Raw genomic sequence first — 24,332 nt, 5'->3', positions numbered from 1 at the left:
GCCCGGCCTGTCAAATCAGGCCGGCAGACCCAGTACCGTCTTCACTTCCATGAAATCGGTCAGGCCATAGCGGCCATTCTCACGCCCATTGCCCGACTGTTTGTAGCCGCCGAAGGGCGCGCCGATGTCCGGGCTCCAAGAATTGATCGTCACAAGCCCCGCGCGCAGTCTCGGCGCAACCTTGGCCGCCTCCGTCGCGTCTCCCGAGATCGTTGCGGATAGCCCGTATTCCGTCGCGTTGGCGATACGGATACCCTCGTCGCGGTCGTTGTACGCGGTGATCGTCGCGACCGGTCCGAACGTCTCCTCCTGCGCAATCCGCATGTCCGGCCGTACGTCGGTGAACAGCGTCGGCTGGATGTAATAGCCCGCATTGCGCCCATCCGGACGCCCGACCCCGCCGGTCACCAGCGTCGCGCCTTCGTCGATCGCGGACTGGATCAGCCCCTGGATCTTGTCGAACTGCGCCTTGTTGACGACCGGGCCGATGTGCTGGCCCATCTCGGCGGGATCGCCGACCTTGGTCTGCTCCATCATCGACTTCACGATCGCAGTTGCCTCGGCAATCTGGCTCGCATGCACCAGCAGGCGGGTCGGCGCGATGCAGCTCTGCCCGGAATTCGCAAGTACACCAGCAACCGTTGCCGGCAGTACGGCCGCGAGGTCGGAGCCTTCCAGCACGAGGTTCGCCGCCTTGCCGCCCAGTTCCTGGTGCACGCGTTTCACCGTCGGTGCGGCCGCCAAGGCAACGGCGATCCCGGCGCGCGTCGAGCCGGTGAAGCTCACCATGTCGACGTCGCGGTGCGAACACAGCGCCGCGCCGACGCCCGGACCGTCACCGTTGATCAGGTTGAAGACGCCCGCCGGTACGCCTGCCGCATCCATGATCTCCGCCAGGATTATCGCGCACGACGGCGCCTCCTCGGACGGCTTCAGGATCATCGTGTCGCCGGCAGCAAGGGCAGGGGCGACTTTCGCGCAGATCTGGTTCAGCGGCCAGTTCCACGGCGTGATCATCGCGACGACGCCGAGTGGCTCGTGCACGACGGTCGCCTTGCCGATGACTTCCGAGAACTCGAATGCCGCCAATGCCTTCGCGGTCGCCGAGAAATGCGCGAGGCCGGTGGGCGCCTGCGCCATCGACGCGAGCGCCATCGGCGCGCCCATCTCCTGCGACATCGCCTTCGCCAGATCGGGCATCCGCGCCTTGTATTCGGTCATGATCCGGCCGAGCACGTCGAGCCGCTTCTGCACGCTCGTCTGGCTCCAGCTCTCGAACGCGGTTCGGGCTGCGGCGACCGCCTTGTCGACGTCGGCAGCAGTGCCGAGCGTGATCTCCGTGCACGGCTGTTCGGTCGACGGGTCGATCACCTGGTAGACGGTGCCGCCTTCGCTCGCGACCCAAGCGCCGTCGATATACTGGTTCAGATAGCTCTTCATGTGCCTCTCCGCATCTTGTCTGGCGAAGGAATGGGCTCGCCGCCGATCGGTTGCAACCCGAAACGCGTTCTATAGGGTGCGGCCTTGAATCAACGGGAGGCCGAGATGGCACGAGTGGCGAAAATCGAGACGACCGGCGGTCCGGACGTCATCCAGTGGCACGATGTCGCCTTGCCCGCGCCGGGCAAGGGCGAGGTGTGGATGCGCAACACCGTGGTCGGGCTGAACTATATCGACACCTATCACCGCAGCGGCGTGTACCCGATCGACCTGCCGTCGGGCCTCGGCAGCGAGGCGGTCGGCGTGGTGATGGCAGTGGGTGAAGGCGTGGCCGATTTCGCGCCTGGTGACCGCGTCGGTACCTTCGGCCCGACCCGCGGCGCCTATGCGACCGAGCGCAACGTGCCGGCTGCCGAACTGTTCGCGTTGCCCGACTGGCTCGACGATCGCACCGCTGCGGCGATCCTGCTCAAGGGCTGCACCGCAGAGTTCCTCGTCGAGCGCTGTGCGAATGTCGAGGCGGGACAGACTGTCCTAGTTCATGCGGCGGCGGGTGGCGTCGGCCATATCCTGGTCGGCTGGCTCAAGCATATCGGCGCCACCGTGATCGCGAGCGTCGGCAGCGACGACAAGGCCGCGCGCACGACGAAGGCGGGCGCGGACCACGTCATTCTCCACAAATCCGAGGACATCGCCGCGCGCGTGCGCGAGATCACCGGGGGCGAGGGCGTGCCCGTCGTGCTCGATGGCGTCGGTGGCGCGACCTGGGCCGCGTCGCTCGCCAGCGCCGCGCGACGCGGGCTGATCGTCAGCTACGGCAATGCGGGCGGGGTGGTCGACGGCGTCAACCTGGGAATATTGGCGCGCAACGGGTCACTGTTCGTCACCCGGCCGACGCTGTTCGATTATTACGCGACGCCGGACGAGAAACGAGCCGGCCTCGACCGCGTCTTCGCGATGGTGAAAAGCGGTGCGATCACGCCGGAGATCGGTCGGACCTTCCCGCTCGAACAGGCGGCGGACGCGCATCGTGCCGTCGAAGCGGGCGACACGTCCGGCAGCACGATCCTGCTGACCTGACGATCCGCTGCTGCTTGCCGCCGGTGTCGCCACGCCCGGTATGACGCGCTAGGGTCGGCGGATGAGCGAACCGATCCTTCCGCCCGCCGCGCGTATCCGCAACATCGCGGAACTCGCGCGGCTCGCCGGGGTGCACGCCGGCACCGTATCTCGCGCACTGGCGGACAATCCGCTCGTCGCGCGCGATACGCGGGAGCGGATCCAGGCACTGGCGGCCACGCACGGCTTTCGCCCGAACCAGATGGCCCGCCGTCTGCGCGTCCAGCGCACCGGCCTGATCGGCGTCGTCGTGCCGCTCGGCCATGAGCGTCGCCAGCATCTGTCCGATCCGTTCTTCATGACGATCCTCGGCCATATCGCCGATGCGCTGACCGAGCACGGCTATGACCTGCTGTTGTCGCGGATCATCCCCGATGCCGACGACTGGCTCGAGCGGATCGTCGATTCGGGCATGCTCGACGGCGTCTTGCTGATCGGCCAGTCGGACCAGTTCGCGGCGATCGAGCGCGTTGCGGCGCGGTATCGGCCGATGGTCGTCTGGGGTGGGCATCGACCGGGACAGGTCCATTGTGCGGTGGGCGTCGACAACCGGCTCGGGGGACGGCTCGCCGGCGAGCGACTGATCGCGCGCGGGTGTCGGCGGCTCGCCTTTTTCGGCGAAGTCCGCACGCTCGAACTCGAAGAACGCTATAGCGGACTGTGCGATGCGGCGGCGTCGGCCGGGCTGGCCAGACCGCTGCAACTCGACACGCATCTGGCGTCGGACGTGATGCCCGCCGAGATCGCGGCGCATCTCGATACGGTGCTGGGGTCGATCGACGGTATCGCCGCGGCGTCGGACGTGATCGCGATGCGGACCGTCCGGGCGCTCGCCGATCGCGAGATCCAGGTACCGGGCGACATCCCCGTGACCGGCTTCGACGATCTCCCGTTCGCCGAGCAGACCGTGCCGCGGCTCACCACGGTTCGGCAGGATATCGCCACTGGCGCGCGCGCGATGGTCACGGCGCTGTTCGCCCGCATCGCCGGCGAGGATGCCCCCTCCGTGGAAATGCAGCCCGTCCTCGTCGCGCGCGATACCGCGTGATGAGCCTGAACATTCTGCTGGTCGAAGACGATGGCGTGTTCGCGCAAGGGATGGCCGAGGAACTGCGCGGGTTCGATCATGCCGTGACGGTCGCAGCCGACGGTCGCGAGGCGCTCGCCGCGGTGGATAGTCAGCCGTTCGACGCGGTCGTGCTCGATCGGATGCTCCCTCGGATCGACGGCATTTCGGTGCTCGAACGGCTGCGGAGCGGGAACATGACGCTGCCGGTCATCATGCTCAGCGCGCTCGGTCGTTCGGTCGAGAAGGTCGAGGGGCTGGAGGCCGGCGCGGACGATTATGTGGTCAAGCCGATCGCCGCGGTCGAACTGAACGCCCGGCTGCTCGCGCTGGTACGCGCTCGTGGGTGGACCGCGGGCAGCGCCGATACGATCCGCGCAGGCGACATCGTTGTCAGCCCGACCCGGTTCCGGGCATGGCGTGCCGGTACCGCGATCGACCTCGGCAAGCTCGAATTCAAGTTGCTCAACGAGTTCGTCGCGAACGCCGATACGGTGCTGACGCGGGCGATGCTGGTCGAACGCGTGTGGGGCTACGACTTCGCGCCGACCACCAACATCGTCGACGTCTATGTCCGCCACCTGCGCGTGAAGCTGACCGCCGATGGCAGCGAGGACCCGATCCTGACGGTGCGCGGCGTCGGCTACATGTTGCGCGGCTGATGCGCTTACGGTCGCTGCGCACGCTGACGCTGGCATTTCTGCTGGCGTTCCTGGTGGTGACGCTCGGCACTGGTTTCGCGATCTATTCGGTGACGCTCAGGACGATCGAGCGTCTGGTCGACCGCCGCATCCAGGCCGTCTTTGACGAAATCGCCGGAGCGTTCGGCGATCGGAGCCCCGAGGAACTCGTTCGCCGAATAAATGCAGCGACCCGCCAGCGCGATACCGGCGACATCGGCTTCCTGCTGCTCGATGCCGAAGGCCACGCCCTTGGCGGCAATATCAGGATGCCGCGTCGCCTGCCGCTCGGTTTTTCCACCTTGCACGGCCGCGATCGGATCATCGGCCTTTCCGCCGGGCGCGCGCTGGTTCGCGACGTCGGTGGCGGCATGACGCTGACGACGGTCGCCGAGACCGAACCGTTCGACGATTACGGTCCCGCGCGGATCGGCATCTACCTGATCGGTTTCGGGTCGATCCTGCTGATCGTCGTCTGCGGCCTGTCGGTCTTCGTCGTCACCATCAGCCGGCGGATCGGCGAGACGCGGCGGACCGTCGATGCAATCATCGACGGCGACATGACGCGCCGCGTGCCGGTCGACCGATCGGGCGGCGAGTTCGCGCAACAGGCGATCGCGTTCAACCGCATGCTCGATCGAATATCCGATCTGATGGCGAGCATCAGCAACGTATCCAACGATATAGCGCATGATCTTCGCACGCCGCTGGCACGTCTGCGAAGCCAGCTTGCCTTGTCCCGGCGACGGGCGGAGAGCGAGGCGCAACGCGACGATCTCGACGCAGCGATTGCGATGAGCGACGAACTGCTCGAGATGTTCGCGGCGATGCTGCGGATCGCCGAAATAGAGGGGGGCGACCGTCGCGCGGCGTTCGCGTCGCTCGATCTGGCGGCGCTGGCCGACGAGATCGTGACGATGATGCAGCCGGTGGTCGCCGATAGTGGCCGGACGCTGGTTTTCGACGCCGCCGCCCCGGCCGAGATCGTGGGCGATCGGCATCTGCTCGGCCAGATGCTCGTGAACCTGATCGAGAACGGTATCCGTCATACGCCGGTCGGTACGCAGATCGCGATACAGGTCGGCGCGACCGTCGCTGTGGCGACGCTGGTCGTCACCGATACCGGTCCCGGCATCCCCGCGGACCAGTGCAAGCTGGCGTTGCGGCGGTTCGGCCGACTTGATGCAAGTCGTCACGACAGCGGGCATGGCCTGGGTCTGGCGCTGATCGAGGCGATGGCCCGGCTTCACCGCGGCACGATCGCACTGGAAGATGCAGCACCCGGGCTGCGCGTCGTCATCACCTTGCCCGTGCGCTGAAACGAAGAAACCCGAACAGGCGTGTCGCCTGCTCGGGTTCGTCGTCGCCGGCGATCGGATCGATCAGAACTTGACCGACACGTCCATCCCGTAGGTGCGCGGCGCGTTGAAGTTGCCGTAATCGCCCAGCACGTTGCCGATCGGACCCGCCGTCAGGCTGCTGGTGGGCGCGCCCGGCAGGCTGTTCGAGGGATCGCGACGGAAGACATACTGCTTGTCGAGCACGTTGCGGGCCCACACCGAGAAGGTCACGTCGGAGGCCGACCCGACCTGTACGTTCGCCAGCGCGATCCGGCCGTTGACCAGGAACGACGCGTCGGCCTTGGTGGCGAACTGGTCGAACGCCTGCGTCGCCTGCGAATAGTTGCCGTCGAGGTGGAACTTCACCTTGGTGTCGCCGCCGCCGACCGGGATCGCATAGTCGGCAGAACCGCTGGCCGCGTTGCGCGGCGTGAACGGGATGTAGAACTGCTGCAGCACCGTCGACGTGTTGGCGCCCACCGTGAAGCTGACCGGAACCGGCGGTATCTTGGTGTAGGTATAGGCATAGGACGCGTTGAGCGTCAGGCCTTCCACCGGTGCTACCGTCAGGTCCGCCTCGATGCCGCGGATCTTGGTGATACCCGGTGCATTGACGACGCGCAGGACGTTCACGTTGGCGCTGTTCGCGAACGTGATGAAGCTGACGTCTTCCTGGCTGTTCTTCCGGTCCATGATGTAGCCGGCAAGGTTCAGGCGCGCCCGATGCTGCCAGAAGTCCGCCTTCAGGCCGACTTCGTACGACTTCAGATCCTCGGGCTCGAACGCGAGATAGTTCGGCGTACGCGAGCTGGCGCCACCGGCGCGATAGCCGGTCGAGTATTTCGCATAGACATGCGTGTCGTCGTTCAGGTCATAGGCCAGCGTGACCATCGGATTGAACCGGTTCCAGGTCTTGTCCAGCGGGGTGTAGCCATTGGCCGCAAGCTGTGCCGGGGTGGCGGTGTCGTAGTTCAGATTGTTGAAATAGTGCAGGACGCCGCGCTTCTTGTCCTTGGTATAGCGACCGCCGACGGTGAGGTGCAGCACGTCGGTCGCGTTCCACGTCGCCTGGGCGTACGCCGCATAGCTCTTCGACCAGACTTCCGAGGCGCGATCGATCGAGCAGCCGTTGACCGCGGTGCCGACGAAGGCGGGCGTGTTGCCGGTGCAGAACGGGATCGACACGATGTTCGCGCCGGTCACGACACCGTTGGTCGTCGTCGCCACCGCACCGAGCGAACTCGGCGTCGCGGCATCGTCGCTGACATGCTCGTTGAAGTAATAGAGGCCCGCGACGTAGTCGACGGAGTCGATTGTGCCGACTGCCTGGAATTCCTGGCTGAACTGGTGCTGGCGCAGGTCGGCGAGGCTGTAGCGGCTGAAGGCGCACGGCGCGGCCGCGGTGCAGTTGGCGGTCAGGTTGACCAGCGGCGGGCGATGCGCACCGCCGCTATTGTCATACTGCTCGACGTCGACGCCGCGCCATGCGGTGATCGAACGCAGTTCGAGCTCGGAGCCGAGGTTCCACTTCAGCGAATTGGTGAAACCGTGCGTCTTGTCGACGCTGACCTGCTGCGGCACGCCGATATCGGCGGTCTTCATGCGGCTGTCGCCGTTGACGACCACGCCCGGAAGCAGCGCCTTGACCGGACCGCCGGTGAGCGAGGTGTAGTTGACGCTCGGCAACACGCACGTGGTGGACGCAGTGACCGCGCCGTTCGCGCAGCCATTGGGATTGTAGTTCAGCAGCTGGCTGTAGAACGGGGTGTTCTTGTCCTTGGCGACATCGTACGCGAAATCGTTGGTGATGGTGCTGGTCGGCTGCCAACGCACCGCGGCGCGGCCGCCCTTGCGATCGAAATAGTTGAAGCCGGCCGCACCCTCGAACGGGTTCTTCGTCGTCGCGTCCTGATGCTGCAGCACACCGTCCAGCTTGACGCTGAAACCGGCGAACTTGGGCAGGTCGAGGTGGAAGTCGCCGTTATAGCCGCCATAGTTGGCGATGCCGCCTTCGGCGCGGCCTTCGAGCTTGCCGCTGGGGGCGCGGCTGACGAGGCTGAGCGCGCCGCCTTCGGTGTTGCGGCCGAACAGCGTTCCCTGCGGTCCCTTCAGGACTTCGACACGCTCGATGTCGAACAGCGCGGCGTTCAGGCCGTGCTGGCGGCCGAGATAGACGCCGTCGATATAGATGCCGACGCCCTGCTCGCGCGCGGGCTGGTTGGCGTCGAGCGGCACAATGCCGCGGATGCCGATGGTGAGGGCGGACTGGCGTGCTTCGAAGGTGGCGATGCGCAAGCTGGGCACCGTACCGTCGGCGAGGTCGTACAGGCTCTGCACGTGGCGGTCGGTCAGCGCGGCGGCGGTCAGTACGCTGATCGCGATCGGCGTCTTCTGCAGATTGGTCTCGCGCTTGGTCGCCGTGACGACGATTTCGCCAAGACCGGTCTGGTCGGCGGGCTCGGCAGCGGCGGGTTCGGCAGCCGCGGGCGCCGGATCGATCGCGGGGTCTGCAGCAGCGGCAGCGGACGCCATATCCTTGGCGGCGGTCGGCGCGGGGGCTGCGAACACTGGCGACGCGATCGCGACCGTCAGGGCGGCGCCGGCCAGCAGCCGCAAGCGCAGGCTTGCTGAATTCAACATCGAGAGTTTCCCTTTTTCGGCAGTGTTTGCCTTGAGGGGCGCGATAGGCGGCGGTCGTGGCACGTCCGTTACGAATATAAGAATTCCGTGTCCGACGATTTTAATGCTCGTTTAATGTGACACTGCCCTCGCGCGAGCGTGAGCAGGTTGCGGATGAACCGTCTGTCATGTCTTTGTCATGCAGACGTAACGGCGTTGCCATGCGAGGCCGCTACCGCGCCTCCCAAGCCGGCTGAAGAAGCCGGGACCACCCGGGGGAATACCATGAAATCGAACCTGTCGACCCGCGTCCGCGGTCGCGTCCTCGCGCACGTACTGCTCACCGGCTGTGCGCTGACTCCGTTGACCATCGCCAGCGCGCATGCGCGTCCCGACGCCGCGACTCCGGTCGGAGCGCCGCGTGCGGCGGGCTCGGTCGTCGGTACCGTGTCGCAGGCCGGCAGCGGCGAATATCTCGACGGCGCGTCGGTCTCGATCCCGGCGCTCGACCTGTCGACCGTGGTTGATCGCACCGGACGGTTCTCGCTGCTTGGTGTCCCCGCCGGCACGCACGAACTCGTGATCCGTTATGTCGGCTTCCCCGACGCACGCCGGACGGTGACGGTCGCCGATACTGCCGTGACGCTCGACGTCGCGATGACCATCGAAGTCGGTGCGAAAGCAGGCGAGGGCGACGAGATCGTCGTATCCGGCTCGCGGCCGATCGCGGAATCCGAAGCTGCGGCGCTCCAGATCCAGCGCACCAGCCCCTCGCTCGTCTCGGTCATCGCCTCCGATTCGATCGGACGCCTGCCCGATCAGAACGTCGCACAGGCGGTCAGCCGCCTGCCGGGCGTCGGTGTCCAGCGCGACCAGGGCCAGGCGCGCTACATCACGCTGCGCGGCGCGCCGATCAACTGGACCACGCTCTCGATCGACGGCATCAACGTCGTCAGCCCCGAAGGCCGCGACGCCCGCTTCGATTCGATCCCCTCGGCGATCGCGTCGCAGATCATCGTGCGCAAGGCCGTCACCCCCGACATGACCGGCGAGACGATCGCGGGCAACGTCGACATCATCACGCGCTCGGCGTTCGATTATCCGGGCATGAAGGTGCAGGCCAAGGGCGGCGTCGGTCATGTCGAACTCGGCAAGAAGACCGAATATGAGGGCTCGCTCGTCATCTCCGACCGGATCGACACCGGCATCGGCGAGTTCGGCATCGTCTCGTCCGCCAGCCTGTATCGTCGCGGCATGGTCACCGACAATTTCGAGACCGATTTCGAGACGGTCGATCGCGATCTCCGGCCCGGCTTCGAAAACCGCAAATGGGCGCGCGAGACCGAGAACAAGCTGTATCGCCTGACGCGGAAGAACTACTCGCTGTCGACCCGGCTCGACTGGCGCCCGGCACCCGGCCACAAGCTGTTCGCGGAGACGATCTATTCCGCGTTCGAGGACGACGAACAGCGCAACAACTACATTTTCGATCTCGACGACCAGCAGTCGCGCACGCCCAACGGCACCGCCGCCTGCACCGTCAACACGCGGCCCGCGTCGGGGACAACGGGTTACGCGGATGTCTGCACCGGCAACACGCCGCTGCTCGGCACGGTCTACGGAATCGATCTCAACTCGAATTTCACCGTCCGCAAATACAAGCAGTCGGTGTTCACCAACACGATCGGTGGCGATCATGAACTCGGCGAGTGGAAGGTCGCATGGCGCGGCAACTACACGCGGTCGATCGACGATCGCTCGCAGCCTGCGCAGCTGAACTATGACAGCCCGTCGTTCGGCACCAACGGCGCGAACGCCGCCAACCGCCTGACCGTCGGCTATGACCTGACCGATCCGCAACTCGCCAAGGTCCAGCTGTTCCGGACGATCCGCAACGCCGACGGCACCTTCTCGCGCGGCGCGCAGGTGACGGCGATCGAGGACTTCCCGCGTACGCTGACGCGGCTACGTTCGCTGAAGGCAAAAGATGTGACCGAGGCGTATACCGCCAAGCTCGACATCAGCCGCGAGGCCTCGGTGTTCGGCGCGCAGACGGTGTTCGCGGCCGGTCTCCGCTACGACGATCGCACCAAGACCGCGAACGAGTATCTGATCGACCTGAGCACCCCCGCCCAGTTCGCCGCGGCAGGCATTCCGACCGGGTACGCCGCCATCGCCAAGCCGGGCGGGTTCCAGGGCGAGATCCCGCTCGGCTACACGTTCCAGTATTTCGATCGTGACAAGATCCTGGCGCTGGTCGAGCAAGCCAAGGCGGTCAATCCGTTCGTGTCCACCGACGCCAATTTCTACGACGTCGGCGAGAAGGTCTATTCCGCCTACGCGATGGCGACGACGACCACCAACTGGGGCAGCGTCATCGGTGGCGCGCGCGTCGAGCACATCCGCAACGACGCCCGTGCGTTCTCGTCGCTCGGCCTGATCGACGTGAAATCGAGCCAGACTCTCGTCTATCCAAGCCTGCACGTGAACTGGGACGTCAACGACCGGATGAAGGCGCGGCTGTCGTTCAACACCGGCGCCGCGCGTCCTGACTACGACCAGTTGCGCCCCAATCTCAGCATCAACGACGCGAACGCGACCATCTCCGGCGGCAACCCCGACGCGAAGCCCGAAAAGGCCAAGGGCGTCGATCTCTACGTCGAGTATTACACGATGCCGCGCGGTTTCCTGTCGATCGGCGCCTATTACAAGGACGTCACCGATGTCCTGTTCGACTCGGCCCGGACCTACGGCCAGACCAACCTGAACGCCGCCGGTGTCGATCGGTCGGGCTATGTCTACTCGACCATCATCAACGGCGGCAAAGGCTACATCATGGGGATCGAGGGTGCGATCCAGCAGCAGCTCGACCCCTTCACCGCCGATCTCGGCCTGCCCGACTGGATGGGCGGCTTCGGCGTCCAGCTCAACGCGACGATCAACAAGAGCCGCGCCGATACGCCAGCAACCGGCGCGATCCCGTCGCGGAAAGTTCGCCTGCCGGGTGCATCGGACGCAATCTACAATCTGATCGCCTATTACGAGAAATACGGCTTCTCGGCCCGAGTTTCGTACCAGAACCGCTCCGCATGGCTCGATGCGATAGGTGCAGTGGCCGATGTCGGCGGCACGGTCCGCGGCGTCGACGGCGGCGATTTCTACTGGGCAAAGGACAACGAACTCGACGCGTCCGTGCGCTATGCGATCAACGGCAACGTCGAGATCTACGGCGATTTCGCCAACCTGCTGAACGGTCCAGGCCGCCGCTATGTCGGATCGTCGGCCTACACTATCGAGCATGAGACGTTCGGCCGGCGCTACACCGGCGGCGTGCGGGTGACGTTCTGATGCGTATGCTTCCCTTTGCTGCGTTGCTGCTCGCGGGATGTGCAACGACGTCGGTCCCGGTGGCGGTCGAGGCGCCGACAGTCGCGGCAACCGCCGAGACCGACCCGGTCGACACCGCCGCCGATGCCGCGGACGATCCCGCGATCTGGCGCAATGCGGGCGATCCGGCGAGAAGCCTCGTCATCGGCACCGACAAGAAAGCGGGCATCCACGTCTACAGCCTGACCGGCAAGCGCCTCAGCTTCACCCCGGCCGCGCGGCTCAACAACGTCGACCTCCGCGATCTCGGGACGCGCGTGATCGCCGCTGCCAGCGACCGGGCCGACATCGCTACCGCACATGTCTCGCTGTTCACGCTCGACACGGCGGCGGCAAAGCTCGTGCCCCTCGGCCGCTTCCCGGTCGGTCCGGGCGAGGCTTACGGCATGTGCTTCTGGACCCGCGCGCGCGATCACGCGCTGTTCGGCTTCGTCGTGCTGAAGGACGGCCGCATCGACCAGGTCGCGATCGACCTGTCCGGCGCATCGCCCAAGGTCACGACGGTCCGCTCGATGAAGCTCGGCACCCAGTCGGAAGGTTGCGTCGTCGACGACCGCACCGGGCAGCTCTACGTCGCCGAGGAAGATGTCGGCCTCTGGCGGTTCGACGCAGACCCAACCGCGCCGGTCACGGCAACCCCGATCGCCAAGGTCGACGGCAAGACGCTGGTCGCCGACGCGGAAGGCATCGCACTCGCCCCGTCGGGCAGGAACGGCGGCTATCTCGTCGTGTCGAGCCAGGGCGACAACGCCTACACGCTCTACCGCCTGCCGGCCGTCACCTATGCCGGGCGCTTCCGTATCGGCGGGGGCGCGATCGACGGGACGAGCGATACTGACGGGATCGAACTGGCGCTCGGCAACTTCGGCCCCGCCTATCCCCAAGGCCTGTTCGTCGCACAGGACGGCGACAACGCCCCCGCCACGCAGAACTTCAAATACGTCAGCTGGGCCGGCGTGAAGCGCGCGCTGAAGTTACGCTGATCCTCACGATGGCGCGCCGCCACAATAGGCGGCGACCATAGTGCGGATATCGACCCGCGCCTTCAGGCGCGCGGCGAGCAGGGCGGTGCCGCTGATCTTGCGCTGGACGAACAGCGTGTCGATCGGGGGCAGATGCCAGGTGTCGCGGTCGCGGGCGATCTCGGTACCCTGTTCGCGCAGCACGCCAACGAACGCGCGGTCGCCGAAGTCGAACGGGCCGGGCTTGGCGAGTTCGACGAGGATGACGTCGATCATGCGGTCGACCAGTGCGCGGTGCTCATGCACGGCTGCCTCGCCAAGGAAACCAGCGGCGATAGCGGCTTCGCGCACCGCGTCACGGTCGCCGGCTAGCGCTGCGGTGAGCAGGCGGCGATAGCCTTCGCCGGTCTCGGCGGGGAGGGGGCGGGCGGCGCCGAAATCGAGCAGGACCAGCTTTTCCGTCTCGGGCTGCCAGCGGTAGTTGGCAAAGTTCGGATCGGTCTGCATCAGCCGCCAGTCGAACAGCTCGCGCAGCACGAGCGAGATCAGGTCGTGCATCACGCGGTCGCGGACGTTCTGCGGCGCGGTCTCCAGCGTCTCGACGGGCACGCCGGAGACGAAGCTCATCGCGAGGACGCGTGGCGTGGTGAGCTCGGAATAGAGCTTCGGTACGACGAACTGCGACTGGTCGGCGAGCAACTCGCCGTAGCGCGCGAGCATCTGCGCTTCACGGAGATAATCGGCTTCCTCGTGCAGCTGCTTCTTCGCCTCGTCGAGCAACGGCGCGATGTCGAGAGACTTCGGGAGCATGCCCGACACGCGCAGCAGCGTCGCGACGTTGTCGACGTCCGCGTCGATGCTCTCCTTCACGCCGGGATACTGGACCTTGATCGCCAGTTCGGTGCCGTCGGGCCGGCGCGCGCGGTGGACCTGGCCGATCGAAGCAGCGGCGACCGGGTGCGCCTGGAAATGTGCGAATCTGCGGCGCCAGTCCTTGCCCCACTCGGCGGCGAGTACGCGATCGAGCTGCTGCGGCGGCATGTGGTTCGCGTTGTTGCGCAGGCGGGCGAGGATGGTCGCGAGCTCGGGCGGGAGCATGTCGCCCGCGTCCATCGAGATCATCTGCCCCAGCTTCATCGCGGCGCCGCGGAGGTGAGAGAGTTGGTCGGCGACGCGCGTGGCGTTGGCGGGTGTCAGGAGGAGGTCACCGATCTTGGGGCGTTCGCCGTTTGCGAGACGGCGGGCGCCTTCAGCGACGACTCCGCCGGCGACGCCGCCCGCGAGTTTGCCGAAGACGCCGAGACGGGCGAGGCGGCCGCTGGGGATTGCGCGTCCGGCGCTGTTGCCGTTGTCTTCGGTCACGGGTGTTCCTTGGGTTTTGGGGGCGGTGCGTTGCGATTGGGATATGGGTGACTCTAGCGGTCGATCAATCGGACCCAACGCGCGAAGTTAACCGAGGCTACCCCCTCTTGTTCTCCCGCGAAGGCGGGAGCCCAGTCTGGGTCCCCGGCTTCGCGAGGAAACAAGCTTGGCGCGGACATCGGGCCATGCCGTCCGTCATCCTCGACCCCATCGTCATTCCCGCGCAGGCGGGGATCCATAAACTCGACCACTCGCACTTCGATCGCGCCGTCAGCCAGTATGGGTTCCCGCCTCCGCGGGAATGACGGGAGGGGCTGCATGCAACGTGATCCTCCCCTGCAAGGGGAGGTGGCAGCCTCTTGGCGGACGGAGGGGTATCCGCCCTATCCAAGAGCGGCGATACCCCTCCGTCTGGCTGCGCCAGCCACCTCCCCTTGCAGGGGAGGATCTAAAAAAGGGCGCCCGGATTGCTCCGGGCGCCCTCTTCCCATTCAGCGCCGTGGCAAAGCCACGCCGTCGGTCGTCGCTACACGACGCCGGCCGACAGCGGATATCCGCTGCGCGGATCGGCGCGAGCGTGGTCGCGCTTTATCCGCTGTAGTACATGTCATACTCGACCGGGCTCGGCGTCATCTCCCAACGCGCAACCTCTGCGTACTTGATCTCGACATAGCTCTCGATCTGATCCTTCGAGAACACGTCGCCCTTCAGCAGGAAGTCGTGATCCGCGAGCAGGCATTCGAGCGCCTCGCGGAGCGAACCCGCGACGGTCGGGACCTGCGCAAGCTCTGCCGGCGGCAGGTCGTACAGGTTCTTGTCCATCGCTTCGCCCGGATGGATCTTGTTGAGGATGCCGTCCATGCCGGCCATCATCAGCGCCGCATAGGCGAGATACGGGTTGGCCAGCGCGTCCGGGAAGCGCACTTCGACGCGCTTCGCCTTGGGGCCGGTGCCGTACGGAATGCGGCACGATGCCGAGCGGTTGCGCGCCGAATAGGCGAGCAGCACCGGTGCTTCGTAACCGGGGACGAGGCGCTTGTAGCTGTTGGTTGACGGGTTGGTGAACGCGTTGACCGCCTTGGCGTGCTTGATGATGCCGCCGATGAAATACAGGCACATGTCGCTGAGACCCGCATAGCCGTTGCCGGCGAACAGCGGCGTCTTGCCTTCCCAGATCGAGAAGTGCGTGTGCATCCCCGAACCATTGTCCTCCTTGATCGGCTTCGGCATGAACGTCGCCGTCTTGCCGTACGCATGTGCGACCTGGTGGACGACATACTTGTAGATCTGCATGCGATCCGCGGTCTGCGTCAGCGTGCCGAAGGTCAGGCCCAGCTCATGCTGTGCAGCCGCGACCTCGTGGTGATGCTTGTCGCAGGGCAGGCCCATCTCGATCATCGTCGAGACCATCTCGCCGCGGATGTCGACGGCGCTGTCGACCGGCGCGACCGGGAAGTAACCGCCCTTGGCGCGCGGACGGTGGCCGAGGTTGCCGCCCTCATATTCGCGCCCCGAATTGCCCGGCAGCTCGATGTCGTCGATCTTGTAATAGCTGGTCGAATAGCTGTTCTCGAAGCGGACGTCGTCGAACATGAAGAATTCGGCTTCGGGGCCGACATACACGGTGTCGCCGACGCCGGTGGTCAGCAGATACGCCTCGGCGCGCTTGGCGGTCGAGCGCGGATCGCGGGCGTACAGCTCGCCGGTCGACGGATCGCTGATGTCGCAGATCAGGATCATCATAGGCGTCGCCGAGAACGGATCGACATAGACCGCGTCGAGATCGGGCTTGAGCGTCATGTCGCTCTCGTTGATCGCCTTCCAGCCCTCGATCGACGAGCCGTCGAACATCAGGCCGTCGGTCAGCTCGTCTTCGCCGATCAGGCTCGCGACCATCGTCAGATGCTGCCACTTGCCCTTGGGATCGGTGAACCGCAGATCGACCCACTCGATCTCCTGGTCCTTGATCATATTGAGAACGTCGGAGGCCGAATTCGCCATGATGCTTGCCCTTCGTTTTGAGATTTCCGCCGCATCATGCGGGGAATCTAATTGCGGTATGGAACGGAATTTCCACACAATGTTGCGTCGCGTCAAATGACGATGTCGTCACTCGTCGTCAACGCAATATGCATGGCTAGGAACTAGATTGCGTCGTCGTCGCGTTCGCCCGTGCGGATGCGGAGCGCGCTCTCGACCGGGATGACGAAGATCTTGCCGTCGCCGATCCGGCCGGTCTGCGCGGCCGCAGCGATCGCCTCGACGACGCGTTGCGCGAGCCCGTCCTCGACGACGACCTCGAGCTTCACCTTGGGCAGGAAGTCGACGACATATTCCGCGCCGCGGTACAGTTCGGTGTGGCCCTTCTGCCGGCCGAAGCCCTTGGCCTCGGTCACGGTGATGCCGCTCACGCCGATCTCGTGCAGCGCTTCCTTCACCTCATCCAGCTTGAACGGCTTGATGATGGCTTCGATCTTTTTCACAGGTACGCCCCCGATTGTTGAAACCCTCGCCCTTTCGGACGAGCTGTACGCCCTGAAGGGCGCCTTGCACCAAGCGTGCCAGCCGGGGCGCCCTCGGGCAACCGCGGAATATCGTTGATTTCACTGCCCGAAATTGCGGCACCTGAACGGTGCGTGCGCAATCCAAGGGCAGCGGAGCCGATCACAGGATTTCGTGCAGCCGCGCGATCGGGCGGCCGAGCCGGACGCCCTTGTCGGTCTCGACCAGTGGGCGCTCGATCAGCAGCGGATCGATCATCATCGCATCGAGGATCGCCTCGGCGTCGCCGTGCTTCACGGCCTTTGCGCCGTCCTCGGCCATGCGGAGCCCCTGGCGCGGCGTCATGCCCGCCCGGTCATAGAGGCGGGCGAGTTCCGCGCGGGAGGGCGGGGTCTTGAGGTATTCGATGATCGTGACGTCCGCCCCTGCGTCTTGCAGCAGCGTGAGCGCCTCGCGGGACTTCGAGCAACGCGGGTTGTGGTAGATCGTCGCCTTCACGAATGCTCCGTTATCATAGTCTGAAACACCAAGCTGGTGGTGCAGACCCCTCTCCCACCGGGAGAGGGGCTAGCCGCGTCAGCGGCGCGGGGTGAGGGCGGGGGCGGAACATTCGCAACACCTCACCCTCACCCTTCCGCCGCTTTGCGGCTCCCTCCCTCTCCCAAAGGGAGACGGAATAGTTACGCCCCCTGCTTTGCCAACCACTCTTCCAGCCACTTGATCGTATACGCGCCTTCCTGGAACTCAGGATCGTCGAGCAGCGCACGGTGTAGCGGGATCGTTGTCGTGACGCCCTCGATCACCATCTCCTCGAGCGCACGCCGCAACCGGCGCAGCGCACCCTGCCGAGTCGTCCCGTAAACGATCAGCTTGGCGATCATCGAGTCGTAGTAAGGCGGCACGCGGTACCCCGCATACAGCCCGCTATCGACGCGAACATGCATCCCGCCTGGCGCATGATACACCTTCACCAGCCCCGGCGACGGCGCGAACGTGCGCGGATCCTCGGCGTTGATGCGGCACTCGATCGCATGACCGCGGAACTGGACGTCTTCCTGCCGCAGCGTCAGCGGATGACCCTCGGCCACGCGGATCTGCTCGCGTACCAGGTCCAGCCCGGTGATCATCTCGGTCACCGGATGCTCGACTTGAAGGCGCGTGTTCATCTCGATGAAGTAGAACTCGCCCGCTTCCCACAGGAACTCGATCGTCCCCGCGCCGCGATAGCCCATGTCGGCCATCGCCTTGGCGACGATCCCGCCCATCCGCTCGCGCTCTTCGGCGGTGATGATCGGCGAGGGGGCTTCCTCGAGCACCTTCTGGTGGCGGCGCTGCAACGAGCAGTCGCGCTCGCCCAAGTGGATCGCGTTACCCTCACCATCGCCGAAGATCTGGAACTCGATATGCCGCGGATTGCCGAGGTATTTTTCCATGTAGACGGTGGCGTCGCCGAACGCGGCCTTCGCCTCGCTGCCGGCCTGCTGCATCTGCGTTTCGAGGTCTTCGGCGTCGTTGACGACCTTCATCCCGCGACCGCCGCCGCCGCTAGCGGCCTTGATGATCACCGGATAGCCGATGTCCTCGGCGATGCGCTTCGCCTCGGCGATGTCGCTGATCGCGCCGTCCGAACCGGGGACGAGCGGCAGCCCGAGAGCGCCCGCGGTCCGCTTGGCCTGGACCTTGTCGCCCATCGTCCGGATGTGCTCGGGCTTTGGCCCGACGAACAGGATGTTGTGCAGCTCGACGATTTCGGCGAACTGCGCGTTCTCGCTGAGGAAGCCGTAGCCCGGATGGATCGCGTCCGCGCCCGAGATTTCGGCGGCGGAGATGATGTTCGGGATGTTCAGATAGCTGTCCGCGGCGGACGGCGGTCCGATGCAGATCGCCTCGTCCGCCAGCCGGACGTGCATCGCGTCGGCGTCGGCAGTCGAGTGCACGGCCACCGTCTTGATGCCCATCTCGTGGCAGGCACGGTGAATCCGCAGGGCGATCTCGCCGCGATTCGCAATGAGCAGTTTCTTGATTTGCGGCATTATTCGACCACAACGAGGGGCTGGTCGAACTCGACCGGCTGGCCGTTCTCGACCAGGATCGCGGTCACGGTGCCGGCCGACGGCGCGACGATCGTGTTCATCACCTTCATCGCCTCGATGATCAGCAACGTGTCGCCCGCATTGACCTTCTGGCCGACCGTCGAGAACGGCTTCGCCTCGGGGTTGGCGGCGAGATAGACGGTGCCGACCATCGGCGACTTGACCGCGCTCGCGCTGATCGCGGGGGCGGACGCGCCCACCTCGGCCTGCGGGATCGACAGCGGTGCGGAGACAGGGGCCGGGGCGGGCGCCGGCGCGTAATGCGCGACCGGTGCAGCCTGCGCGGCCTTTCGTGCAACGCGGATCCGGCGCGAACCGTCCTCGACCTCGATCTCGGTCAGCTGCGTGGTGTCGAGCAGTTCGGCGAGCTGGCGCACCAGGGTCACGTCGACCTGCATTGCGCCCGTGTTTTCAGTTGTATCGTTCATGGCGGGGCCTCCTGTCAGAACCGTGCGACGGCTTCAAGCGCGAGCAGATACGAAAGCGCGCCGAAACCTGCGATCGTACCCTTCGCCGCCTGACCGACCAGGCTCACATGCCTGAACGATTCACGCGTATGGGGGTTGGAAAGATGCACTTCGATCACCGGCGTCTTCACGCCCTTGATCGCGTCGTGCACCGCGACCGAGGTATGCGTGAACGCACCCGCGTTGAGGATCACGGCCTTGGCACCGCGCGCCTGCGCCTCCTGGATCCAGTCGACCAGGTGCCCCTCGTGATTCGACTGGCGCATGTCGATCTCCAGGTCGAGCGCGCGAGCGCGATCCTCCAGCATACCGGCGATATCGTCGAGCGTCTCGTCGCCATAGATTTCCGGCTCGCGCGTTCCCAGCAGGTTGAGGTTGGGGCCGTTCAGGACGAACACTGTCGCAGTGACGGTATCTGGCAAGGGCAGCTCCTGGTTGCGGGGGCTGCAAACGACCCCCTATATGCGTCGTCCCACCCTTACCCGTTCGTGTCGAGCGAAGTCGAGACATGAGACCGGCAGCGGACGGGTGGTTTCTCGATCAGCCTGTCCCGAGCCATGTCGAGGGGCTCGAAACGAACGGAAAGTTTTGCATGCCCCACTCCGATGGTACCGTCTCCATTACCGTCAACGGCGAACACAAGCGTGTCGCTGCCGGGTTGAGCCTCGCGGGACTCGCGACCGAACTCGGCCTCGTGCCCGAGAAGATCGCGGTCGAGCGGAACATGGAGGTCGTGCCGCGCTCGACCTTGGCGGACGTGATGGTCGAGGACGGCGACGACCTCGAGATCGTCCATTTCGTTGGCGGTGGCGACCATGAGGACAGCTGGACCGTCGCAGGCCAGACCTTCAAGTCGCGGCTGATCGTCGGCACCGGCAAGTACAAGGACTTCGCCCAGAACGCCGCCGCGGTCGAAGCGTCCGGCGCGGAGATCGTCACCGTCGCCGTCCGCCGCGTCAACGTGTCGGACCGCAATGCGCCGATGCTGACCGACTTCATCGACCCGAAGAAGATCACCTACCTGCCCAACACCGCGGGCTGCTTCGATGCCGAATCGGCGATTCGCACGCTTCGGCTGGCGCGCGAGGCGGGCGGTTGGGAGCTGGTGAAGCTCGAAGTGCTCGGCGAGGCGAAGACACTCTATCCCGACATGGTCGAGACGCTGCGCGCGACCGAGATCCTCGCCAATGAAGGCTTCAAGCCGATGGTCTATTGCGTCGACGATCCGATCGCCACCAAGCGCCTCGAGAACGCCGGCGCGGTCGCGATCATGCCGCTCGGCGCGCCGATCGGCTCGGGCCTCGGCATCCAGAACCGCGTGACGATCCGGCTGATCGTCGAGGGGGCAGGGGTGCCCGTGCTGGTCGACGCCGGCGTCGGCACTGCGTCCGATGCGGCGGTGGCGATGGAGCTCGGCTGCGACGGCGTGCTGATGAACACCGCGATCGCCGAAGCCAAGGACCCGCTGATGATGGCCGCCGCGATGAAGGCCGCGGTTGAATCGGGGCGGCTCGCCTACCGCGCCGGACGGATGGGCCAGCGCCGCTATGCCGATCCGTCGAGCCCGCTGGCGGGACTGATCTGAAACATAGGTCATGACGCAAACGTCACGGAACCCACGGTAAACACGGCCGTTATACCAGAGCAAGTTCAAGCGGCCCGGTTGGCGGGCCCGCACAAGCAAGTGGAGGCTCTGATGGGCGAGTTCACCGACAAGGTCGCAGCAGCAGGCAACAAGGTTGCAGGCAACGTCAAGGAAGCCGTCGGCAAGGCGACCGATAACGAGAAGCTGGTAGCCGAGGGCGAAGCGCAGCAGGCCAAGGGCACTGCGCAGAACGTCAAGGGCAGCGTCAAGGGCGCACTCGGCGACGACATCTAAGCTTTAGCTTAGTGCAGGAATACAGGCCGCTTCGGAAAACCGGAGGGGCCTTTTCTTTGTGTACCGCTTCCTACCGTTCGAAGATCACATATCTGTCATCCCCGCGCAGGCGGGGACTCATATGCTATGCCGCTTCGATAGATTTCCACCGTCAGCCGATATGGGTTCCCGCCTCCGCGGGAATGACGAAGGAGGTGATAGAACCACCTTGCCCTACCGCCCAAACCCCATCACGAGCACTCATATGACCCTCCCGACCCGCAGCTACGCCGCGTTCCTGTTCGACATGGACGGCACGATCCTCACCTCGATCGCCTCCGCCGAGCGCACCTGGACGAACTGGGCGATCGCGCATGGCCTCGATGTCGGGACGTTCCTGCCGACGATCCACGGCGTGCAGTCGGTCGAGACGATCCGCCGCCTTGGCCTTCCCGGTGTCGATCCGGTAGCGGAGGCCGCCGCGATCACGGCAGCAGAGATGGAGGACGTCGACGACGTCAAGCCGATCGCCGGCGCCGCGGCCTTCCTGGCCAGCCTGCCGCCCGAACGCTGGACCATAGTGACCTCGGCCCCGCGCGCGCTTGCCGAAGTGCGGTTGAAGGCCGCCGGGTTGCCGATTCCCGCAACCATGATCGCCGCGGAAGACGTCGCCAACGGCAAGCCTGCGCCTGATTGCTTCCTGCTTGGTGCGGAACGACTCAAGGTTGCAGCAACAGACTGCCTCGTGTTCGAAGACGCCGCCGCCGGTATCGCCTCTGCCGAGGCCGCAGGTGCAGACGTCCTGATCCTGACCGAAACCCACCAGCCGGGGCATTTGCCGGACGCAGGTCATCCCCGCGTCCGCAACTATACCGGTATCGCAGTCATCGAGGGTGACGACGGAGGCATGAAACTGACCCGCTAGCCGCATTGAAACGTCAGTGGGCGATGTCGTCTCGAGCGCGTGCTATGAGTGCATCGAGTGCCGCTTCGTCGAGTCGACCCGCGGTCTGCAACGCCGCCTCGGGCGTCAGCGAGATTATCGCGCCGTCTGGCCCGTCGATGACCACCTCTCCATTCTCATAGAAGACAGTGCGCGGTTTGGCGTGCGGCTGAGTCATCGGCGATCTCCCGTATAGAAAGAGAACGTCCGAATTGCGCGGCGGGTCCCGGCCGCACCGGCCCAACCTCGTGGCGCCTCAGCCGGCGACCGATTCGCCCATCCAGCGATCGAACAATTGCGGCCATAGCGATCCCGGCGATCGCGGCGACAAGCGCGTGCCAAAACCATGCCCACCATGTTGCAGGAAGTGCGCTTCGGTCGGAATATCGACGCGCCGGGCGGCGGCGAGCATATCCACCGTGTTCGCAACAGGTACGGTCTTGTCGTCCTCTGCATGCAACAGGAACAGCGGCGGCGTCCCGGGGCGCAGCTGACGATCGATCGCGTAACGCGCCTGCACCGCCGGCAACGGATCGGGACCCAGCAGGTTGGCGCGCGACCCGCCATGGCTGCGACCCGGATCGACGTTCGACACCGCATACATCAGTCCGGCAAAGGCAGGGCGTGCGGAATGGCGATCGGCGGCGTCGATCGGGCTGTATGCTCGGTAATCGTGGAGGACGGTCACCGATCCCGCCAGATGACCACCTGCGGAAAACCCGAGCACGCCAAGCTTGCGAGCGTCGATGCGATAGGCGCGCGCATTGGCGCGGATCAGCCGCATAGCCCGCTGCGCATCGGCCAGCGGCACGTCGGCGCGGTCGGCCCAGCCTTCACAGGGCAGGCGATAGCTCAGTACGAACACGGTGATCCCGAAGCCGTTCAGGACACGCGCGACATCGATTCCCTCGTTGCGCAGCGACGTGAGATAATAGCCGCCGCCGGGCATCACCAGCACCGCGCGACCATCGGGACGCTGCGGGCGGAACACACCGACCTCAGGCCGCGCGACGCCGCGCATCTTGATGTCGCGATACCCATTCTCTCGGGTCGCGATCTCGGGGTTCGGTCGAGGGAGCGGGTTCGGCGCGCCAGCGGGGATACCCGGCCAGAGCAGAAAATGCTCGGCGGGTGGCCAGACCGGAATGTCCGAAGGTCCGGGCAGCGCGCTGGCTTGCGCGAAGGCGGCCGGCGCAATGCCAGCGGCCAGGGGGAGCGACAGGAGCGAGCGGCGATCGAAGGTCATGCCACGATGCTACACGATGGAAGGGAAGCGGGGGAAGGCTTGGCAAACGCGCGAGGTGGATTTCGCTGCTTTTGCCGGAAGCAATCTTCCCAAGGCCGTGTTCCTGCCTACGCAGGAGAACGGCCTTGGGGGCGATCGTCAATCAACCGTCAGTCGGTCCGCCTCAGTCGAAGCTCGCGCCCCACTTGCGGACCGGACGGTCCTTCCAGAGCCCACGATGATACGCATCCGACGCGAGCAGCGGCATCACCGAACCCGCTTCCGCGAACACCATCTGCTCGATGCCCGTGTTGACCTTGCCCCACGAAGCCGCTTCCTGCAGCGTCGACGACGAGCACGCACCGTCGCGGACGTCGGCGACGGTGATCTGCACCGCGTACTTGTGGACCTGGACGTCGTCGTGACCGAGGATCTCGGCGCAGACGACGGTGTCCTGGATGAAGTTCTTCGGCACGCCGCCACCGATCATCAGCAGGCCCGTGGTGCCCGCCTTGATCTTGATCTCGGTGAGCTCGCGGAAGTCGGCGATCGCGTCGAGGACCATGTACGGCTTGCCCGCCTTCACCGCGTCGACCTGGTGCTTGACCAGACCGAAGCCGGCCGACGAATCGACGAATGCCGGGCAAAAGATCGGCACGTCATGCTCGTAGGCGAGCTTGACGAGGCTGTTCTCCTTCTTGCCGTGCTCGACGAGATACTTGCCCATCTCGCGGATGAACTCGCGGCTCGAATAGGCGCGCGGCTCGAGCGTCTCGGCGATCTCGAAGATCGTGTGGTCGACGTGCTGGAGCTCTTCCTCGTCGATGTAGGTGTCGTAGATCCGGTCGATCATCAGCGAGCGCAGCACGTCGTCGTGCGGCACTTCGAGCGCCTGATAATGCTTGTGGCCGAGGCCCTCGAAGAAATCCATGTCGACGATCGTCGCGCCGGTCGCGACGATGCCGTCGATCATGTTGTTGCGCAGCAGCTCGGCATACAGATCCATGCAACCGCCAGCGCTCGTCGAGCCCGCGATCACGAGGAAGATCGTGCAGTCCTTGTCGGCCAGCATCTGGTTGTAGATGTCGGTCGCACGGCCGAGGTCGCGGCTGGTGAACGACATCTTCTTCATCGCGTCGACGATCGGCCGCGCGTCGAAGCTGGTGATGTCGATATGCTCGACGGTGGTCGAAAGGAGTTCCGCCTTGCGCTGCGCGTCGATGCGGGTGTCTTCGGTCATAACATGCTCCATAAATCCCCCTTCCGCTT

21 protein-coding genes are annotated in these 24,332 nt (G+C 65.5%); 9 read left to right on the top strand and 12 right to left on the bottom strand.

The window, feature by feature from the left end; genetic code table 11:
- Nucleotides 1-15 precede the first annotated feature (15 nt).
- Nucleotides 16-1,440, bottom strand: a complete 1,425-nt coding sequence (locus tag IFT67_RS13545) for an aldehyde dehydrogenase family protein (protein ID WP_192238783.1) — start codon at nucleotides 1,438-1,440, stop codon at nucleotides 16-18.
- A 105-nt stretch (nucleotides 1,441-1,545) separates the two neighbouring features.
- Here IFT67_RS13545 and IFT67_RS13540 point away from each other — a divergent pair, with 105 nt between their 5' ends.
- From IFT67_RS13540 to IFT67_RS13525, 4 genes are all read left to right on the top strand, one after another.
- A complete protein-coding gene (locus IFT67_RS13540; RefSeq protein ID WP_192238782.1) occupies nucleotides 1,546-2,520 on the top strand; it encodes a quinone oxidoreductase family protein in 975 nt (324 codons plus the stop codon).
- A 61-nt stretch (nucleotides 2,521-2,581) separates the two neighbouring features.
- Nucleotides 2,582-3,607, top strand: a complete 1,026-nt coding sequence (locus IFT67_RS13535) for a LacI family DNA-binding transcriptional regulator (RefSeq protein WP_192238781.1) — start codon at nucleotides 2,582-2,584, stop codon at nucleotides 3,605-3,607.
- A complete protein-coding gene (locus tag IFT67_RS13530; protein WP_192238780.1) occupies nucleotides 3,607-4,287 on the top strand; it encodes a response regulator transcription factor in 681 nt (226 codons plus the stop codon). Before IFT67_RS13535 ends, IFT67_RS13530 begins: the two co-directional genes overlap by 1 nt.
- Nucleotides 4,287-5,624, top strand: coding sequence for a sensor histidine kinase (locus tag IFT67_RS13525; RefSeq protein WP_192238779.1), 1,338 nt, complete (start codon nucleotides 4,287-4,289; stop codon nucleotides 5,622-5,624). The genes IFT67_RS13530 and IFT67_RS13525 overlap by 1 nt, the downstream gene beginning before the upstream one ends.
- Nucleotides 5,625-5,687: 63 nt before the next feature.
- Here IFT67_RS13525 and IFT67_RS13520 read toward each other — a convergent pair whose 3' ends face one another.
- A complete protein-coding gene (locus IFT67_RS13520; protein WP_192238778.1) occupies nucleotides 5,688-8,285 on the bottom strand; it encodes a TonB-dependent receptor in 2,598 nt (865 codons plus the stop codon).
- Between the two features lie 264 nt (nucleotides 8,286-8,549).
- On the opposite strand from IFT67_RS13520, the gene IFT67_RS13515 reads away from it, so the two are divergent.
- Together IFT67_RS13515 and IFT67_RS13510 are read left to right on the top strand one after the other, a co-directional pair.
- Nucleotides 8,550-11,612 (top strand): TonB-dependent receptor, encoded by a 3,063-nt coding sequence (locus IFT67_RS13515; protein WP_192238777.1) that lies wholly within the window; start codon nucleotides 8,550-8,552, stop codon nucleotides 11,610-11,612.
- 5 nt (nucleotides 11,613-11,617) lie between these two features.
- Nucleotides 11,618-12,634: a phytase gene (locus IFT67_RS13510; protein WP_192239130.1), complete on the top strand. Its 1,017-nt coding sequence runs from the start codon at nucleotides 11,618-11,620 to the stop codon at nucleotides 12,632-12,634.
- Nucleotides 12,635-12,637: 3 nt separating this feature from the next.
- Here IFT67_RS13510 and IFT67_RS13505 read toward each other — a convergent pair whose 3' ends face one another.
- The 7 genes from IFT67_RS13505 to aroQ all read right to left on the bottom strand — a co-directional run bounded on the left by IFT67_RS13505 (nucleotide 12,638) and on the right by aroQ (nucleotide 19,459).
- Nucleotides 12,638-13,975, bottom strand: coding sequence for an AarF/UbiB family protein (locus tag IFT67_RS13505; RefSeq protein WP_192238776.1), 1,338 nt, complete (start codon nucleotides 13,973-13,975; stop codon nucleotides 12,638-12,640).
- Between the two features lie 588 nt (nucleotides 13,976-14,563).
- Nucleotides 14,564-15,976 (bottom strand): type I glutamate--ammonia ligase, encoded by a 1,413-nt coding sequence (gene glnA, locus IFT67_RS13500; RefSeq protein WP_056062965.1) that lies wholly within the window; start codon nucleotides 15,974-15,976, stop codon nucleotides 14,564-14,566.
- 143 nt (nucleotides 15,977-16,119) lie between these two features.
- The gene (locus IFT67_RS13495) at nucleotides 16,120-16,458 is read right to left on the bottom strand and encodes a P-II family nitrogen regulator (RefSeq protein ID WP_055875939.1); all 339 of its coding nucleotides are present in this window, start codon (nucleotides 16,456-16,458) and stop codon (nucleotides 16,120-16,122) included.
- Nucleotides 16,459-16,639: 181 nt separating this feature from the next.
- Entirely contained in the window at nucleotides 16,640-16,975 is a 336-nt protein-coding gene (locus tag IFT67_RS13490) for an ArsC/Spx/MgsR family protein (RefSeq protein WP_192238775.1), read from the bottom strand.
- 182 nt (nucleotides 16,976-17,157) lie between these two features.
- Nucleotides 17,158-18,510 carry an acetyl-CoA carboxylase biotin carboxylase subunit gene (gene accC, locus IFT67_RS13485; RefSeq protein WP_192238774.1) on the bottom strand — a complete coding sequence of 451 codons (1,353 nt, stop codon included), beginning with the start codon at nucleotides 18,508-18,510 and terminating at the stop codon, nucleotides 17,158-17,160.
- A complete protein-coding gene (accB, locus tag IFT67_RS13480) occupies nucleotides 18,510-18,998 on the bottom strand; it encodes an acetyl-CoA carboxylase biotin carboxyl carrier protein (protein ID WP_107955192.1) in 489 nt (162 codons plus the stop codon). Before accB ends, accC begins: the two co-directional genes overlap by 1 nt.
- Before the next feature lie 14 nt (nucleotides 18,999-19,012).
- The gene (aroQ, locus tag IFT67_RS13475) at nucleotides 19,013-19,459 is read right to left on the bottom strand and encodes a type II 3-dehydroquinate dehydratase (protein WP_446740816.1); all 447 of its coding nucleotides are present in this window, start codon (nucleotides 19,457-19,459) and stop codon (nucleotides 19,013-19,015) included.
- 170 nt (nucleotides 19,460-19,629) lie between these two features.
- Between aroQ and thiS the strand changes: the two genes are divergently transcribed.
- The 3 genes from thiS (at nucleotide 19,630) to IFT67_RS13460 (ending at nucleotide 21,820) form a co-directional block, all read left to right on the top strand.
- Nucleotides 19,630-20,622 carry a sulfur carrier protein ThiS gene (gene thiS / locus IFT67_RS13470; RefSeq protein WP_192238773.1) on the top strand — a complete coding sequence of 331 codons (993 nt, stop codon included), beginning with the start codon at nucleotides 19,630-19,632 and terminating at the stop codon, nucleotides 20,620-20,622.
- 111 nt (nucleotides 20,623-20,733) lie between these two features.
- Nucleotides 20,734-20,916, top strand: coding sequence for a CsbD family protein (locus IFT67_RS13465; protein ID WP_056050734.1), 183 nt, complete (start codon nucleotides 20,734-20,736; stop codon nucleotides 20,914-20,916).
- A gap of 244 nt (nucleotides 20,917-21,160) precedes the next feature.
- A complete protein-coding gene (locus tag IFT67_RS13460; RefSeq protein WP_192238772.1) occupies nucleotides 21,161-21,820 on the top strand; it encodes an HAD-IA family hydrolase in 660 nt (219 codons plus the stop codon).
- Nucleotides 21,821-21,833: 13 nt separating this feature from the next.
- On the opposite strand, the gene IFT67_RS13455 is transcribed toward IFT67_RS13460, so the two are convergent.
- The 3 genes from IFT67_RS13455 to IFT67_RS13445 form a co-directional block, all read right to left on the bottom strand.
- Nucleotides 21,834-22,016, bottom strand: coding sequence for a hypothetical protein (locus IFT67_RS13455; RefSeq protein ID WP_107963623.1), 183 nt, complete (start codon nucleotides 22,014-22,016; stop codon nucleotides 21,834-21,836).
- A gap of 78 nt (nucleotides 22,017-22,094) precedes the next feature.
- On the bottom strand, nucleotides 22,095-23,084 hold the full coding sequence (locus IFT67_RS13450) for an alpha/beta hydrolase (RefSeq protein ID WP_192238771.1): 990 nt from the start codon (nucleotides 23,082-23,084) through the stop codon (nucleotides 22,095-22,097).
- A 163-nt stretch (nucleotides 23,085-23,247) separates the two neighbouring features.
- On the bottom strand, nucleotides 23,248-24,303 hold the full coding sequence (locus IFT67_RS13445) for a 1,9-bis(guanidino)-5-aza-nonane synthase (protein ID WP_107955180.1): 1,056 nt from the start codon (nucleotides 24,301-24,303) through the stop codon (nucleotides 23,248-23,250).
- Nucleotides 24,304-24,332: the final 29 nt, after the last annotated feature.

It is taken from the genome of Sphingomonas sp. CFBP 13728 (assembly GCF_014841895.1).
Classification (GTDB): Bacteria; Pseudomonadota; Alphaproteobacteria; order Sphingomonadales; family Sphingomonadaceae; genus Sphingomonas.
This window is presented reverse-complemented; position numbering and strand designations above follow the sequence as displayed.

What these genes read in the sequence shown, in the direction of transcription:
- IFT67_RS13515 (WP_192238777.1), top strand. Translation starts at nt 8,550, where the DNA reads ATGAAATCGAACCTGTCGACCCGCGTCCGCGGTCGCGTCCTCGCGCAC.
- IFT67_RS13465 (WP_056050734.1), top strand. Translation starts at nt 20,734, where the DNA reads ATGGGCGAGTTCACCGACAAGGTCGCAGCAGCAGGCAACAAGGTTGCA.
- accC (WP_192238774.1), bottom strand. Translation starts at nt 18,510, where the DNA reads ATGCCGCAAATCAAGAAACTGCTCATTGCGAATCGCGGCGAGATCGCC.
- accB (WP_107955192.1), bottom strand. Translation starts at nt 18,998, where the DNA reads ATGAACGATACAACTGAAAACACGGGCGCAATGCAGGTCGACGTGACC.
- IFT67_RS13520 (WP_192238778.1), bottom strand. Translation starts at nt 8,285, where the DNA reads ATGTTGAATTCAGCAAGCCTGCGCTTGCGGCTGCTGGCCGGCGCCGCC.
- IFT67_RS13535 (WP_192238781.1), top strand. Translation starts at nt 2,582, where the DNA reads ATGAGCGAACCGATCCTTCCGCCCGCCGCGCGTATCCGCAACATCGCG.
- IFT67_RS13450 (WP_192238771.1), bottom strand. Translation starts at nt 23,084, where the DNA reads ATGACCTTCGATCGCCGCTCGCTCCTGTCGCTCCCCCTGGCCGCTGGC.
- IFT67_RS13545 (WP_192238783.1), bottom strand. Translation starts at nt 1,440, where the DNA reads ATGAAGAGCTATCTGAACCAGTATATCGACGGCGCTTGGGTCGCGAGC.
- glnA (WP_056062965.1), bottom strand. Translation starts at nt 15,976, where the DNA reads ATGGCGAATTCGGCCTCCGACGTTCTCAATATGATCAAGGACCAGGAG.
- thiS (WP_192238773.1), top strand. Translation starts at nt 19,630, where the DNA reads ATGCCCCACTCCGATGGTACCGTCTCCATTACCGTCAACGGCGAACAC.
- IFT67_RS13530 (WP_192238780.1), top strand. Translation starts at nt 3,607, where the DNA reads ATGAGCCTGAACATTCTGCTGGTCGAAGACGATGGCGTGTTCGCGCAA.
- IFT67_RS13445 (WP_107955180.1), bottom strand. Translation starts at nt 24,303, where the DNA reads ATGACCGAAGACACCCGCATCGACGCGCAGCGCAAGGCGGAACTCCTT.
- IFT67_RS13510 (WP_192239130.1), top strand. Translation starts at nt 11,618, where the DNA reads ATGCTTCCCTTTGCTGCGTTGCTGCTCGCGGGATGTGCAACGACGTCG.
- IFT67_RS13525 (WP_192238779.1), top strand. Translation starts at nt 4,287, where the DNA reads ATGCGCTTACGGTCGCTGCGCACGCTGACGCTGGCATTTCTGCTGGCG.
- IFT67_RS13460 (WP_192238772.1), top strand. Translation starts at nt 21,161, where the DNA reads ATGACCCTCCCGACCCGCAGCTACGCCGCGTTCCTGTTCGACATGGAC.
- IFT67_RS13540 (WP_192238782.1), top strand. Translation starts at nt 1,546, where the DNA reads ATGGCACGAGTGGCGAAAATCGAGACGACCGGCGGTCCGGACGTCATC.
- IFT67_RS13455 (WP_107963623.1), bottom strand. Translation starts at nt 22,016, where the DNA reads ATGACTCAGCCGCACGCCAAACCGCGCACTGTCTTCTATGAGAATGGA.